At 71.0% G+C, this 15,440-nt stretch carries 12 protein-coding genes; 10 read left to right on the top strand and 2 right to left on the bottom strand.

Going from position 1 to position 15,440, the window contains the following annotated elements; genetic code table 11:
• Positions 1-3: 3 nt before the first annotated feature.
• Positions 4-411: a DUF2795 domain-containing protein gene (locus AB0I15_RS24110; RefSeq protein WP_358099445.1), complete on the bottom strand. Its 408-nt coding sequence runs from the start codon at positions 409-411 to the stop codon at positions 4-6.
• 74 nt (positions 412-485) lie between these two features.
• Here AB0I15_RS24110 and AB0I15_RS24105 point away from each other — a divergent pair, with 74 nt between their 5' ends.
• The 8 genes from AB0I15_RS24105 (at position 486) to AB0I15_RS24070 (ending at position 11,759) form a co-directional block, all read left to right on the top strand.
• Positions 486-1,565: a GNAT family N-acetyltransferase gene (locus tag AB0I15_RS24105; protein ID WP_358099442.1), complete on the top strand. Its 1,080-nt coding sequence runs from the start codon at positions 486-488 to the stop codon at positions 1,563-1,565.
• An 80-nt stretch (positions 1,566-1,645) separates the two neighbouring features.
• Positions 1,646-2,821 carry an SAM-dependent methyltransferase gene (locus AB0I15_RS24100; protein ID WP_358099440.1) on the top strand — a complete coding sequence of 392 codons (1,176 nt, stop codon included), beginning with the start codon at positions 1,646-1,648 and terminating at the stop codon, positions 2,819-2,821.
• Positions 2,822-2,890: 69 nt separating this feature from the next.
• Positions 2,891-3,736: a sirohydrochlorin chelatase gene (locus AB0I15_RS24095; RefSeq protein ID WP_358099437.1), complete on the top strand. Its 846-nt coding sequence runs from the start codon at positions 2,891-2,893 to the stop codon at positions 3,734-3,736.
• Between the two features lie 24 nt (positions 3,737-3,760).
• Positions 3,761-4,831, top strand: coding sequence for a nicotinate-nucleotide--dimethylbenzimidazole phosphoribosyltransferase (cobT, locus tag AB0I15_RS24090; protein ID WP_358099436.1), 1,071 nt, complete (start codon positions 3,761-3,763; stop codon positions 4,829-4,831).
• Between the two features lie 17 nt (positions 4,832-4,848).
• Entirely contained in the window at positions 4,849-5,871 is a 1,023-nt protein-coding gene (speB, locus tag AB0I15_RS24085) for an agmatinase (protein WP_358099435.1), read from the top strand.
• Positions 5,872-5,950: 79 nt separating this feature from the next.
• Positions 5,951-7,183: a uroporphyrinogen-III C-methyltransferase gene (cobA, locus tag AB0I15_RS24080; protein ID WP_358099433.1), complete on the top strand. Its 1,233-nt coding sequence runs from the start codon at positions 5,951-5,953 to the stop codon at positions 7,181-7,183.
• A gap of 8 nt (positions 7,184-7,191) precedes the next feature.
• Positions 7,192-10,140 carry a dynamin family protein gene (locus AB0I15_RS24075; protein ID WP_358099431.1) on the top strand — a complete coding sequence of 983 codons (2,949 nt, stop codon included), beginning with the start codon at positions 7,192-7,194 and terminating at the stop codon, positions 10,138-10,140.
• Positions 10,137-11,759 carry a GTP-binding protein gene (locus tag AB0I15_RS24070; RefSeq protein ID WP_358099429.1) on the top strand — a complete coding sequence of 541 codons (1,623 nt, stop codon included), beginning with the start codon at positions 10,137-10,139 and terminating at the stop codon, positions 11,757-11,759. Before AB0I15_RS24075 ends, AB0I15_RS24070 begins: the two co-directional genes overlap by 4 nt.
• A 131-nt stretch (positions 11,760-11,890) precedes the next feature.
• Here AB0I15_RS24070 and AB0I15_RS24065 read toward each other — a convergent pair whose 3' ends face one another.
• A complete protein-coding gene (locus AB0I15_RS24065) occupies positions 11,891-12,019 on the bottom strand; it encodes a hypothetical protein (protein WP_358099427.1) in 129 nt (42 codons plus the stop codon).
• A 438-nt stretch (positions 12,020-12,457) separates the two neighbouring features.
• Here AB0I15_RS24065 and AB0I15_RS24060 point away from each other — a divergent pair, with 438 nt between their 5' ends.
• Positions 12,458-13,294, top strand: a complete 837-nt coding sequence (locus AB0I15_RS24060; protein WP_358099425.1) for a single-stranded DNA-binding protein — start codon at positions 12,458-12,460, stop codon at positions 13,292-13,294.
• Between the two features lie 895 nt (positions 13,295-14,189).
• Positions 14,190-15,344 carry a GGDEF domain-containing protein gene (locus tag AB0I15_RS24055; protein ID WP_358099423.1) on the top strand — a complete coding sequence of 385 codons (1,155 nt, stop codon included), beginning with the start codon at positions 14,190-14,192 and terminating at the stop codon, positions 15,342-15,344.
• The last annotated feature ends 96 nt before the right edge of the window (positions 15,345-15,440 follow it).

Here is a 15,440-nt window from a genome sequence, read left to right as displayed (position 1 = left end):
CGTTCACCACCTCCCCTTCTCCATGCCGAGCCCGAGGGCCTTGGCCACCTCCGCCACGTTCCTGAAGCGGCGGTCGGGCAGGGACGCGACCAGGTCGGCCACCGCGTCCGGCGCGTCCGCCCGCTCGGCGTGCCGCTCCAGGTCGTCCTTGGACGCGGGCCAGTGGGCGTCGCTCAGCCACTTGGCGAGGTCGCTGCGAACGGCGACACCCTGAGGCGTGATGCCGTCAGGGGTGCCGGGCGCGTGTCCCGGTGGGTACGACCGCAGATACTCCTCACCGGACGCCGGCAGTGCCTCGGGCTCCTTCCACTCTTCGACGTGCGTGGGGCCGCCGCCGCGGATCATGCCCTCGGTCTCGTGCTTCTGCTGGTCGTCCAGTCGCGGATTATGCTTGTCGCTCCCACGTTCCATAGTTCCCACTCCCCTCAAATGCGCCCTACCCCCGCTTTCGTGGGCAAACATCGCGGATGTGTACCCTGCCGAGCGTGTTCGACCCTGATGTGAGCATCACCACCACCCGGCTGACGCTGCGGCCCTTCGGCCCCCAGGACGCCGAAAGGATCCGCTCCATCGTCAAGTCCGGTGTCCGGTTCCTGCCGCCCGGCGCCCCGGTCAAGGTCTCGGGCGTCGCCCGGTGGCTGTCCCACGGCGTGCACGAGCTGCGCCGCTCGGGGCAGGGCCTCCACCTGGCCATGACCGACGCCGAAGGGCTCATCGTGGGCGCCATCAGCCTGTTCAAGACCTCGTGGACCACGGGCACGACCGAGGTCGGCTACGGCGTCCACCCGCTCTACCGGGGCCGCGGCTTCGCCACCGAGGCCGTACGCGGGCTGACGGCCTGGGCGCTCGACACCGTGGGGCTGCGCAGGATCGACCTGACCGCCAACCTGGACAACGTCGCCTCGCTCCGCGTGGCCGCCAAAGCGGGCTTCACCTGGGAGGGCGTGCTCCGGGACGCGGTCGTGGACGAGACGGGCACCCACGACCTCGTCATCTTCGGCCTGCTGGGCCAGGACAGCCGCGCGCCCACCGCCGCCCTGCCCAAGACCGAGCTGCGCACCGAGCGGTTGCTCCTGCGGCCCCAGGGGCCCGAGGACGTCGTGCCCCTGACGCGCACCGCCGCCGACCCGCTGACCCAGAGGTACACGGGCGTGCCGCGCGGCTACAGCGAGGAGCAGGCGTGGGGATACATCGCCCATTCCGAGCGCATGCGGATGAGAGGGGCAGGGGCCGTCTGGACGGCCGAGGAGCTGGGCACCGGCCTCTACGTGGCCAACGTGGACCTGCGCGACCTCGACTGGACCAACCGCACCGCCGAGGTCGGCTACATGACCGCCCCCTGGGCCCGCGGCAAGGGCTACGCGGGCGAGGCCGTGACGGCGCTCGCGCGCTGGCTGTTCGAGCGGCACGGCTTCGCACGGATCCAGCTCCGCGCGGCCACGACCAACACCGCCTCCCAGCGCGTGGCGGAGAAGACGGGCTTCGTCCGCGAGGGCGTCGCCCGCGCCTCGCTCACCGGAGAGGATCTGGTCGTCTACAGCCTCATCCCGTCCGACCTGGCCTGAGGGGACACCGGACTGACCCCCGTACCCTTTGTGAAACCTCTCCGCAGACGTCACCCTTGTGGTGAGGACGGTGAGGCTTAATGATCACGGTGGTCGGCTGGGACGGATCCGAGCTCTCGGCCAAGGCGGTGGACAAACTCCACGAGGCCCGGCTCGTCGTGGGGCCCGACGCCATTCTCGGGCGGCTCAAGCTCACGTCGCCGGCCGTGGCCGACGGCTCGCTGCTGGAGGCCCTCGACGGCCACCTCGAACATGGCGAAGGTCCCGCCGTCGTGCTGACGGAGGGCGATCCCGGCTTCTTCGGCGTCGTACGCACCCTGCGGGCCCACGGGCTCAAACCCGACGTGCTCCCGGCCATGTCGCTGGTCACCCGCGCCTTCGCCTGCGCCGGGCTCAACTGGGAGGACGCGCTCGTCGTCGCCCCGTCCGGCCACGACCAGCTCGACCGGGTCGTCAACGCCTGCCGCGCCCACCCCAAGGTGGCGCTCATCGTCGCCCCCGGCGTCGGCCCGGGCGAGATCGCCAGGGAGCTGGCCCCGACCACCCCGCGCGCCCTGATCGTGTGCGAGGACCTCGGCGGCCCCGACGAGCGGGTCACGCACAGCCGCATGGGCGAGGCCACCACCAGGCCGTGGAAGGACCCCGACGTGGTGCTCGTCATCGACCCGCTGCACCAGGCCAAGGAGCCGAGCTGGGTGGCGGGGGCCAAGCCCGGTCCTGCCGAGTGGGCGCTGCCGTTCGAGAGCGGGATCCCGGCGGAGGTGCGGGCGTACATTCTGGCCAAGCTGGGGCCCCGGCTCGGCGACCTGGTCTGGGACGTGGGCGCGCGCGTCGGCGAGATCGCCGTCGAGTGCGCGCGGATGGGCGCGGCCGTCATGGCCGTCGAACGCGACGAGGCGCGGTGCGCCAAGCTGCGCGCCAACGTGCTCGCGTACGGCGTTAAAGTGGCTCTGACCAGGGGACAGGCGCCGCCGGCGCTGGAGCCGCTGCCCAACCCCGACGCCGTGTTCGTGGGCGGCGGCGGGCCCGACGTGGTCGTCGCCTGCGCCGCGCGCGGCCCGCGCACGCTCGTCTGCGCGCTCAGCAAGGTCGAGCAGGTCTCGGCCGTGCTGGACCGGCTGCGCGAGCAGGGCTACCGTGGCGAGGGCACCCAGATCCAGGTCTCCAAGCTGACGCTCGACCCCGACGGCTCCCACCGTCTTACCGCCTCTGACCCCGTGTTCGTCGTGCATGCGACGCCCGCGCACACAACGTGACCTGTTCCCTACCGGTGCGCATCGGTTATCCTCGCGTGACTTTGTCCACTGCACCGGAGATCCCTCACGATGAAGCCGCCGCTCCTGCTGATCGGGCAGGGCTCACAGGATGACGCCTACGCCGCAGAGTTCGGCAGGTTCGTACATCGCCTGCGCTGCCGCCTCGACCAGACGGGCGCCGACGTGTCGGGTGGTTACCTGGAGCGGGCCACACCCCGGCTGAGCGACTCGGTCGCCTCGCTGGTCGCGAGGGGGCACCACCGGCTCGTGGCGCTGCCGCTGAGCCTCAGCCGCATGGGCGAGGACTTCCCCGCCGCGATGGCTCTCGAACAGCAGCGGCACCCGACGCTGATGTACGACTACGGCCGCCCCCTCGGCCCCGACCCGCGCGTGCTGTCGCTGCTGGCCGAGCGGCTCAACGAGGCCGCCGCCGAGCTGTCCAAGCCGCGCGCGCTCGAACTCGTGGGCGCCAGGCCCCGGCTGCGCGCCGTGGACGCGCCGCTCTCGGAGGACTACCACCCGCACGTCGAGCCGGGCGAGACCGCGGTCGTGCTGGTCGGCGAGGGCTCCACCGACGCGGCCGCCAACGCCGAGGTCCACCGCGTCTCCCGGCTGTTCTGGGAGACGCACGCCTACGACTTCATGACCGTCGAGACCGCCTTCGTGTCCGTCACACCTCCCGGGGTGCCCGGCGGGCTCGAACGCTGCCGCCGGCTGGGCGCCAAGCGGGTGATCGTGGTGCCCTACCTGCTGTTCGCGGGCGGTCTGCTCGAGCGGGTGTGGGCGCAGGCGCTGGCGTACGGGGCCGGGCATCCCGATCTCGACATCCGCTGCGCCGAGGTGATCGGCGACTGCGAGATCCTGGCCGACGTCGTGATCGACCGATACGAGGAAGCGCTCCAACTCGTCCCGTAAGTGTGTGCGCACTGGAGGTACGCCGTGCTCGCTGAGACCCTCGCCGCGATCCGCGAGGCCGACCCGCGGGCGCTCGCCGACGCCCGAGACCACCAAGACCGGCTCACCAAGCCCCGCGGTTCGCTCGGGGTGCTGGAGGATGTCGCGATCCGGCTGTCGGGCGCGGCCGGCGCCTGCCCGCCGCCGATGCCCGAGCCGGCGGCGCTGGCCATCTTCGCCGCCGACCACGGCGTGCACGCCCGCGGCGTCACGCCGTGGCCGCAGGAGGTGACGGTGCAGATGGTCGCCAACTTCCTGGCCGGCGGCGCGGTGGCCAACGCCTTCGCCGCCCAGGCCGGGGCGTCGGTGACCGTGGTCGACGTGGGCGTCGCCGCCGACCTGCCCGACGCGCCCAACCTGGTCTCGCACAAGGTCGCGTACGGCACCGCCGACCTGTCCAGGGGCCCCGCCATGACCGTCGACCAGGCCGTCAGGGCGCTGGAGGCGGGCATCGTCGTGGCCAAGGACCTGGTCGCCGGGGGCGCGCGCTGCCTCATCACCGGTGACATGGGCATCGCCAACACCACCGCCTCGGCCGCGCTGATCTCCGTGTTCACCGGCAAGGACCCCGCCGAGGTGACCGGCAGGGGCACCGGCATCGACGACAAGATGTACGAGCGCAAGGTCGCCGTCGTCCGCGAGGCCCTGCGCGCGAACACCCTGTCGGACGCCTCCTCCTCACCCAGCGAGGCACTGCGCGCCCTGGCCGCCGTCGGCGGCTTCGAACACGCCGCCATCGCCGGCTTCATCCTGTACGGCGCCGCGGCGCGCGTGCCGGTGATCCTCGACGGCGTCATCTCGGGGGCCGCCGCCCTCGTGGCCGCCGCGCTCGACCCCGCCACGACCGACCACTGCGTGGCCGGCCACCGCTCGGCCGAGCCCGGTCACTCCGCCGCGCTGGAGCACCTCGGGCTGCGCCCGCTGGTGGATCTGGAGCTGCGGCTCGGCGAGGGCACCGGCGGCCTGCTCGCGCATCCGATGGTGTGCGCGGCCGTACGCGTGATGCACGACGTGGCCACCTTCGACTCGGCGGGAGTGACCGAGAAGCCCGTGTGATGATGGAGGCACTGGAGGTGCGCACAGTGTCTCGCTATGGCGCCATGTACGGCCCCGACCTCACCTTTCTCGGGGTGGACCGGTGCGACGTGAACGAGCCGGAGAGCTACGCGGACGCCGACGTGGTGATCGTCGGGGCCCCGTTCGACGGCGGCACCACCAACCGGCCCGGCGCGCGCTTCGGCCCCCGGGCGCTGCGCCAGGCCTGCTACCTGCCGCACGACGGCTCCAGGCCCAGCCTGGCGCTGCGCGTGGACGCCCTGCGCGACCTGCGGGTGCTCGACGCCGGTGACGTCGAGTGCTACTCGGGTGACGTGGAGGGCTCGATCGCGGCCATCGAGGAGGCGGTGCACCGGATCGCCTCCTCGGGGGCCATCCCGCTGGTGCTCGGGGGCGACCACACGGTGGCGCTGCCGGACGCGCGCGGCACCTCCAGGGCGTACGCGGCCGGGCGCACCTCGATGATCCACTTCGACGCGCACGCCGACACGGGCGACATCGCCTTCGGCCACCTGTACGGCCACGGCCAGCCCATGCGGCGCCTCATCGAGTCCGGCGCCATCCGCGGTGACCGGTTCCTGCAGATCGGGCTGCGCGGCTATTGGCCGGAGCCCGAGACGCTGGGCTGGATGGCTGCGCAAAATATGCGTTCCTATGAAATGACCGAAATTGTGACTCGCGGGCTTGACGAATGCCTCACGGAGTCGTTCCGGATCGCGCTCGACGACTGCGACCAGGTCTTCCTGTCCGTCGACATCGACGTGTGCGATCCCGCCCACGCGCCCGGCACCGGAACACCCGAGCCCGGTGGGCTGTCGGCCAGGCAACTCCTCGATTCCGTCCGCCGGATCTGCTACGAACTGCCGGTGGCCGGGATGGAGGTGGTGGAGGTGGCTCCGCCGTACGATCACGCCGACATCACCGCCTACCTCGGGAATCGCGTTATCCTTGAGGCCTTGTCAGCGATGGCCAGACGCCGTGAGGACGATGGAGGCGGGCCACGCTGGGATCCCCGGCAACCGCTTCTTGACGGGCGTTAACCCATGCGCAGCAAATGACGCATTCAGAGCCGGTAGGTTTACCTCTTAACACAACCTTCGCGAACGGGAGATTCCCCCCATGGGTCCCTACCTCCTCGGCCTGCGGCTTTCCGGCCGCCGGGTCCTTGTCGTGGGCGGCGGCCGCGTCGCCCAGCGACGAGTTCCCGCGCTGCTAGAGGCCGGTGCGGAGGTCACCGTCGTGTCGCCGAGCGTCACCCCGGCGCTCGACGATCTGATTGCCGCCGGCCGGGTCACCTGGCACGCGCGGCCCTACGAGGTCGGCGACTGCGACGGGGCCTGGCTCGTGCAGGCCTGCACCGACGAGAGGTCCGTCAACACGGCGGTCGCCGCCGAGGCGGAGGCCAAGCGCGTGTGGTGCGTGCGAGCCGACGACAAGGACGCCTCGGCGGCCTGGACACCCGCCACCGGCCGGGTCGACGAGATCGGCGTGGCCGTGACCGCGGGAGGCGACCCGCGCCGGGCCGCCGGCATCAGGGACGCGGTGGTCGAGGCGCTGCGCGACGGCACGGTCGACGCCCGGCGCAACCGCACCAAGCCCGTCGGCGTGGCGCTCGTGGGCGGCGGCCCCGGCGACCCCGGCCTGATCACGGTGCGCGGGCGGCAGCTCCTCGCCCAGGCCGACGTGGTCGTCGCCGACCGGCTCGCGCCCCGGGCCCTGCTCGACGAGCTGGCCCCCGACGTCGAGCTCGTCGACGCCGCCAAGGTCCCCTACGGGCGCGCGCTGTCCCAGGAGACCATCAACGAGCTGCTCGTCGACCGCGCGCGGCAGGGCAAGTTCGTGGTCCGGCTCAAGGGCGGCGACTCGTTCGTGTTCGGGCGCGGCGGCGAGGAGATGATCGCCTGCGCCGAGGCCGGCATCCCCGTGACGGTGGTGCCCGGCCTCACCAGCGCCGTGGCGGTGCCCGCCGCGGCCGGTGTGCCGGTGACGCATCGGGGGGTCAGCCAGGAGTTCCACGTGATCTCCGTGCACGTCGCGCCCGACGACCCCAGATCCACCGTCGACTGGCCCGCACTGGCCCGTTCCCAGGGCACTCTGGTGCTGCTGATGGCCGTCGAGCGGCTGGCGAAGGTGGCCGAGGCGCTCGTTCGAGACGGACGTGCCTCGGAGACTCCCGTAATGGTGGTACAGGACGGTACCCTTCCGACCCAGCGGGCGGTCATCGCTTCGCTTTCCACCGTGGCCGACCGCGTGTCCGCGGCTGGGATACGGCCGCCGGCGATCGTCATCGTCGGCGACGTCGTGCGGGTCGGCCAGGAGGTCGAGATGGTTCGAGCGGAGCGCTTGCCGTGAACACGGCCATGGATGACGGGCGACAGGAGTCACCCGGGGAGCAGACGTTGAGCTTCCGCGCGGTGACGGACGAGGACCTCGACGAGGTCCAGCACGATGATGCCCAGGACGGCTCGCAGGCCGTGCGGGGTGGGGCGGCGGACGGCCGCGACCCCGGTCAGGCCCCGCCTGCCCGCGACGAGGCTCCAGAGCCCGCGGACCGCGACTCCGATGAGGAGCCTGCGGAGCGGGAATCCAGCAGCGATGAGCCGACGGCTCGGGAATCCGGTGACGAGCCTGTGGAACGGGAGTCCCGTGACGAGGCGGTCGCCGGCGACGGCGCTGACGGGCCCGAGGGCGGGTGGTTCAGCGACGAGCCGATCTCGGCCGGCGAGCCCGCGGCCGGCGAGTCCACGGACTCCACGGCCGAGGATCCTACGGCCGGAGCCTCCACGGCTGAGGGCTCCACGGCCGAGGAATCCACGGCTGGAGGCTCTGCGGCGGTCGGGAGCTCCACGGCGTGGGACTTCACGGCCGAGCAGTCCGCGACCGTGAAGTCCTTCGACGAGCCCGCCGCTGAGGAGGCCGATGACGAGCCGGGCGACCCGGAGCCTCGCCCGGAGCCTCGGTCGGAGGCGCGGTTTGAGGCACGGTCTGAGCCTGCCGCCGCTGCCGGGAAGGCGCCGGAGCTTCCCGTACGAGGGCGCGCCCCGCGGGAGGCCTCCGTCTGGGAGGCCCGCGCTCGGGAGGCCCGCGCGGCCACCGGCGCGGGTCGTGACGAGCCCGCGAGCAGTGGCCCCTCGCTCTTCGAGAAGCCCGCTGCCCTGCGGCGGCCGGTGACCGAGGAGATGCTCGCCGCCCTGCGCCCGCCACAACCCGCGGACCAGCCGGACGACTCCGGCGAACGCCCCTCCCTCTTCGCCCGGCCCGCCTCCCGCCAGTCCCCTCCCGCGAAGAAGGAGGCGTCGCCCGCCAAGGACGCCAAGACGGCGCAGGCCCCCGACACCCGCCGGTTCGCGGACGAGCCCCCGCAGAGCGGGAAGGCACGTGCCGAGGAGTGGCCGTCGCTGCAGGACGAGCCGGTCGCCGCAGACGAGAGCGCCGACCAGAAGCCCCGCGACGAGCAGTGGCCGAGCGACGCGGACGAACCGCTCGACCAGGATGCGCCCGCGGAAGCCGGAGTGCTCACAGACCCCGGAGACCTCGACGACGACGAGAACACTCCGGACGAGACCCCCCGGGCCGAGCAGCACGGCGAGCGCGACGGCACCGCCGACAAGGCAGAGCAGAAGAACAAGACGGACAAGGCGGAGCAGAAGGAGAAGGCGGGCAAGGAGCTTCCCGCCGAGACCCTGGAGTCGCTGATGGCGGCCCTCGACGCCCTCCGCGAAAGCGTCGCCGAACTCCGCCTCGGCCTTGATCTGCCAGGCTCCGAGGAGGCCAGGCAGGCGCAGGCCGAGCTGCTGGCCCAGCTTCAGGACTACGTGCTGCCCAGGGTCAAGACCAGCGCCGCGCCCGCGCTCATCGTGATCGCGGGCTCGACCGGCGCCGGAAAGTCCACCCTGGTCAACTCCCTCGCCGAACGGAACGTCTCACGCACCGGCATCCGCCGCCCCACCACCGGCACCCCCGTCCTGGCCTGCCACCCGGACGACCACAAGTGGTTCGCGGAAGGCGAGCTACTCGGCGGCCTGCAGCGGCTCGAGAAGGCATCGCCGGAGGCCGGGATGCGCGGCCTGGTCATCGTCGCGACGGAGAAGCTCCCGCAGGGCGTCGCGCTGCTCGACACCCCCGACATCGACTCGGTCGTCGAGGAGCACCACGAGATCGCCCACCGCATGCTCGACGCCGCCGACCTGTGGATCTTCGTGACCACGGCCGCCCGCTACGCCGACGCCCCCGCCTGGAACCTGCTGCGCCTGGCCAAGGAGCGCGGCGCCCGCCTGGCGATCGTCCTGTCGCGGGTCCAGCCCAGGTCCGCCGACGTGGTGTTGAAGCACTTCGTCCGCATGCTGACCGAATACGGGCTGGGCGAGATCGACAGGTTCGTCATCCACGAGGCGAAGGTGGCCGACGGCAGACTGCCCGACAACGAGGTCACCGACCTGCGGCTCTGGCTGGCCGAGCTCTCGGTCGACGAGGATCGGCGGGCCCAGGCCGTACGCGAGACGCTGAACGGCGTGCTCAACAGCTTCCGCACCCGCGTACCCGCGCTGGCCCGGCACCTGGAGACGCAGGTCGCCTTCAGGGCGGAGCTGCGCAGCGACGTGGACGCGGCCTTCCTCAGCGCGCTGAGTGAGATCGACAAGGCGTCGAAGAACGGCTCGCTGCTCCACGGCGAGGTGCTGGCCCGCTGGCAGGACTTCACCGGATCCGGCGACCTCCTGCGCTCGTTGCAGGTGCGCAGGCGCGGGCGGTCGGCCAAGCAGGCGCCCGAGCGCGTGCTGGCGTTCAAGGCGGCGATCCGGGCCGGGCTCGAGTCGGTGATCGTCGCCGCGGCCAACCGGGCCTCCGAGGAGGTGGTGGCGCGCTGGCGGCACCGTTCGGAGCTGGGGGGCAAGCTGGGGGAGAACCTCGACCGGCCCTCCGACGATCTCGTACGGCAGGCCAACCGGGCCATCGCGTCCTGGCAGGAGCATCTCAGCGAGCTGGTGCGTACGGAAGGCGTGGCCAAGCGGTCGGTGTCGAAGCTGGTGTCGTTCGAACCCGACTCGCTCTCCTTGATCTTCACCGTGGCCATGTTCAGCGGAAGCAACGGCGAAGGGGTGCCGCACCGGCTGGTGAACGCCCTGCTCGGCGCCGAGTCGCTGCGCGGCATCGGAGCCAAGGCGCTCAGTGATCTGCGGGCCAGGATCGGCATGCTGTTCGACCAGGAATCCATGCGTTACGTCCAAGCGCTCGACTCGGCGGGCATTCCCGACGAGTCGGTCGCCACCCGCCTCTATCAGGCAACGTACAACCTCGAGGTCGCTCGATGACCACCACGACCACCAGGCCGGGGCTCGCTCCGCGACTGTCCGCGCTCACCAAGGTGGTGGAGCTGGGCCCGGGGCGGCTGGACAAGAAACTGCTCAAAGAGGCCAACGGGCTGCTGCAGCTTGCCGGAGACCGGCTCAAGCTCTCCTCGGAGCACACCGTCGTCGCCCTCGCGGGCGGCACGGGCAGCGGCAAGTCGTCACTGTTCAACGCCATCTCGGGGCTGGAGCTGTCGCCCACGGGCGTACGCAGGCCGACCACCGCCCGTACCCACGCCTGTGTGTGGGGGCTGGAGGGGGCCGGGCCGCTGCTCGACTGGCTGCAGATCCAGTGGCGGCACCGCTTCTCCCGGGCGAGCGCGCTCGACAAGGGCGACAGCCAGCTCCACGGGCTGATCCTGCTCGACCTGCCCGACCACGACTCGATCAGGGCGCTCACCGACACCGAGGCCGACCGGCTCATCGGCCTGGCCGACCTGGTGGTGTGGGTGCTCGACCCGCAGAAGTACGCCGACGCCTCCACGCACCGGCGCTACGTGACGGAGCTGGCGGGGCATGAGGCGGTGACCGTGTTCGCGCTCAACCAGGCAGACCGGCTGACCACCGAGGAGCTGGCCGAGCTGGTCATCGACCTCAACGACCTGCTGCGCAGGGAGGGCGTGGAGCATCCCAGCGTCGTACCGACGTCGGCGGTCACCGGGCGCGGCGTCGAGAGCCTCAAGAGCGTCATCGCGACCGCGGTGTCCCGGCGGCGCGCGGCCATCCAGAAGCTCGAGGCCGACCTGCACCGGCTGGAGCAGAAGCTGAGCCAGTCCATGCCGATGGGAGAGGCGCTCTCCGCGCCGTCCACGGTCGACGAGGCCCGGCGGATGGGGCTGACGGACGCGCTCTGCGACGCGGTGGGCGTACCGGCCGTGGGTGAGGCCATGGAGAACGTCTACGCGGAGCGGTCGAGCCGGTGGGTCGGGTGGCCGTACCCGCGGTGGTTCGCCAAGTTCCGCCCCGACCCGCTGAAGAGCCTGCGGCTCGAGGACGTGAGCGAGGAGATCCGCGGCATCACCACCACTTCGGTCAGCGCGCAGTCGGCCGAGGTGGCCAACGCCGTACAGGCGCTCACCGACGGGCTGTCCGGCGGGATGCACCCGGTGTGGCGCACGGCGGTGCACCAGGCGGCCCGGTCCCGCTCGAGCCAGCTCCCGCAGGCGCTGACGGAGGACCTGACGGAGGTGGCGCCGCAGCTCGACCGGATCCCCGGATGGTGGCGGGCGCTCAAGATCTGGCAGTACTTCCTGGTGGCGGCGTTCGCGGCCGGGGTGGCGTGGCTGGCCGTGGGCCTGCTCATGCCCGGCCAACTGCCGCCGGCGCTGGAACTGCTGGGCGACAGCGCGACGCTGCCGTGGGTGGGGTTGATGATGGCCTCGGTGCTGGGGCTGGGGGCGTTGTCGGGCATCGCGTCCCGCAACTTCGTCGAGCTCGGGGCGTCGAGGGAGAGGGAGCGGCTGGAACGCGAGATGAGGCGCAGGGTCGCCGCGGTGTCGACCACGATGGTGGTCGAGCCGGTAGAACGCGAACTGGGCCGACACCACTCGTTCTACACAGCTCTACGAGACTTGTCGGTCTAACCGGCACACACCACACCCGGCCGACACCTGCCGACACCTGCCGACACCTGCCGACAATGCGGTGCGGCCGGAACCTGCCGGCAAGGTGGTGCGGCCGGCACACGTCGGCGAAGCGGCTCGGCTGACAGACGTCAGCCGAGCCGCTTTCCGTACGTCTCCACCCCGTCACCATCGATCCCCGACATCCCACCGACCGACTCACCCTCCGCCCGCTTGCCCGCTCGCCCGTCCATCGGCCGGGCGCCGCGCTCGCTGATCATCGGCCGCCGGCTACCTTCCTCGGGTTGTGTCTACGCACACCCGGACACCCGAACGCGCAGGCACCCAGAAATACCCAGCATCCGATCGCGCGAGTATCCGCTTGCCCGAGCCCCGACCTCACTCGAACCCGAAAGCCATCGCTCCCTCTCCACCTGATCTCCCAGGTGCGCGCACGGCCGGGTCCGCGCCAAGGCTGGACCCTCACCAACCCCCGCCCTCACCAACCCCCGCCCTCACCAACCCCCGCCCTCACCAACCCCCGCCCTCACCAACCCCCGCCCTCACCAACCCCCGCCCTCACCAACCCTCCATCCACAGGCTTCCCCCTCCCCAACCCCTCATCCACAGAACCGCGTTCGGCCGTCCCCCGTCCATCCCCCTCACGGCACTGTGTTCGCAGACCGCGGGCAGCCGGCCCGCCATATGGGAGGCACGGGATGAACGACATCTACATCACGCTCACCGGCAACGTCGCGGCAGAGCCGAGGCAATACAGCTTCGACGAGGGCACCAAGGTCACGTCGCTCAAGGTGCTCACCTCACACCGCTACTTCGACCGCAAGACGGGCCAGTGGACGGACGGCGAAAAGGTCTGCTTCACCGTCCGCTGCTGGCGTGCCCTGGGAGAAAACGTCGCCTCCTCCGTACGAGCAGGCCATCCCGTAGTGGTGTCAGGCAAGCTGCGCATCCGCGAGTTCGGCACTGATGGCGACCGCCGCTTCATGCCCGAGATTGAGGCCAGCGCGGTCGGCCACGACCTGCGCTGGGGCACCGGCGTCTTCAGCAAGCCGGAGCGGGGCGGCGGAGTGGGCTCGATGAGCAAGGAGATGCGCGACCGCCTCGACGAGGAGACCCGCGACTGGGCGATGGGCACCCGCAACCTCCGAGGCCTGGCCCGCCCCGACCTCAGCACAGAGGACAACACGGTCCAAGTCCTCGGCACCGCCCAACCTTCGGACATGGAGAACGGCGCGGCAAGCACGCTGCAGAGCCCGGAAGACGCCGCGACCCACACGCCGAAGACCGCAGCAGACACCGCGACGCCCACACCGTGGAGCATGGAGGAAGGCTCATCGCCCACCACGAGGAGCACGAAGGACGGCACGTCCCGCGCACCGAGGTCCGCGCTGGACAACGCCCGACGCAAGCCGAAGACCGCCGAGGGCGACACGATACGCATTCTGGGCGCCGAGGACGCCGGCACGCCTCTCCCCACGAACACCGGTGACACCGACGATGAGCCGATGACCCTGGAAGAGCGAGCGGCAGCGTAACAGCGCCTCCGGAGGGGCACCGCCCCACCACCCGGTGCCCCTCCCCACGCCATCAACCCCAGTCAGGTGCCCGCAGCAGAGGCGAGCACCACTCAAAGCCCAACCCCAACAGCAAGCACGACCAACGACACGTGAGCCCGGAACGACGACCCGAAACAAGCCCAGGAGGGGGATAGGCGCGCCTGCAGATCGGGACGGCGACACTCACAGCTTGGAAGGGGCGACGAAGCACACGCCACCGAATGGGGCGACCACCCGCACCGGGTCCCTTGAGCGGTCCAATCGGGATAGGACAGTGATCCAAAACTGAAAACAAACCCCGGACAGGGAGATGCAGTCGACCCGCAAGCCGTGCAGTCGGCCCTAATGAAGGCAGGTCATGTAGGGAGCGATGGAGGCAGATCCAATAGGGGGCGAGGGCGGTCCCGATAACGCGGACGTATTCACATCCACAAGCGTGATCGGAAAACAAAGCGCAGGAGAGAGCTGGATTGGAGGGGGGAGGGGGCACCGGCCGGGTCCCGTTAACACCCCGAGGGACGGCCGATGGCGTGTCGCCCGTGGCAGATGGCTAGAGCATCATCTGTCAGGTCCAGGTCACGCCCCGCACCATGGCTGCTCCTTTCCAGCACGGCTTTCCAGCACGGCCCGCTCATGGAGTGAGCAGGTGTAGTCCCTGCCAACGTAGCGGTTCCCATCGCACAACGCACACTCCGCAATTATTGTGTTACACATCGTTAGTCAGGGAGGAGACGAGATGGCGGTGACCAGTCACGCCACGATCAAGTCTCGCGACGGTGTGTCAACTCTGGCCGGCCGCTGGCCGTTGCTAGGGCAACGCCGACCGCTCGTGATCTACTTGTGCGCGATCGTCGCTCTTGATCTCGTCGCGATCATGGTGTTCACGTCGGCCACCGATTTCTTGTGGCGCGACGTGCTCACATTCGGCGCTCTCATGGGCTGCGGCGCGGTCTGTATCGAGGCCACCAGGCGCTTGGGCATGCCGGCCGGAGTCTCACGCGACCTGCTGTCCGCTTGGTGGTTGCCGGTGGCGCTGCTCCTGCCTCCGGTCTATGCCCTTTTCGCCCCGATCGTGCTGCAGGTCCTGCTCCAGGTGCGAGTGCGGGCGACGGTGCTCTATCGGAGGGTGTTCAGCTCGGCGGCCATCGGCCTGGCAGGGTGTACGGCCTCCGTCGTGTTCCACCAGTTCGTCGACGACCCATGGGTGCTGTCGCAGGGCAGCGGCCCGCCGATTCTCATAGCGGTGGCGGCGGCCGTACTCTTCTCCCTGCTCAACATCGCCCTCATCGCCATCGCCGCCCACACGGCCGACCCGGACATCACCTGGCGGGAGGTCCTGTGGGACAGGGAGAGCGTGCTGCTGGACATCGTCGAGCTGTGCCTGGGCATCACGGTCTCGATCGGCTGCGGGCTCAACCTGGCCCTGCTGATCCTTGCGCTGCCCCCCGTGGTGCTGCTGCAGCGCAGCCTCCTCCACGCCCAACTCCAGGCGGCGGCCCGCACCGACGCCAAGACCGGCCTGCTGAACGCCGCCGCCTGGCAGCGCGAGGCCGACACCGAAATAGTCCGCGCCCGCCGCAGCGGCGAAACCCTGGCGCTTCTGATCATCGACATCGACCACTTCAAACGCGTCAACGACGCCCACGGCCACCTCGTGGGCGACCAGGTCCTGGTAGGGGTGGCCTCGACGCTACGCAGCCAGCTACGCGACTACGACGTGGTGGGCCGCTTCGGTGGTGAGGAATTCGTCGTACTCCTGCCGGGGGCCGACATCCACGAGGCCCGCCAGGTCGCCGAACGCCTGCGCAACCGCATCGGCCACATGGCCATCCCCGTCGACGACACCCTCATCAGAGTCACGATCTCGGCCGGAGTCGCGCTCATGAGCGTCCACGGCGACGACCTGATCGACCTGCTCGCAGCCGCCGACCTGGCCCTCTACCGAGCCAAGGAGCTGGGCCGCGACCGCATCTGCATCCCCGCCGTCCCACCCCCACCCCGCCCCCTCCCCAACGACCCCACCCCTTGACCTTCACCCTCCCGCCCCTCAACACGCCTACGCTCACCAGCCGTCCGGGTCGAAACAGGACCCTCCCCGGATCCTCCCGGCGCGCGGCCGTTCATC

The sequence above is a fragment of the Nonomuraea sp. NPDC050643 genome (assembly GCF_040654715.1).
In the GTDB taxonomy this organism is placed as follows: domain Bacteria; phylum Actinomycetota; class Actinomycetes; order Streptosporangiales; family Streptosporangiaceae; genus Nonomuraea.
Note: the sequence above shows the minus strand (reverse complement) of the source record. Positions and strands in the feature narration are given on the sequence as shown.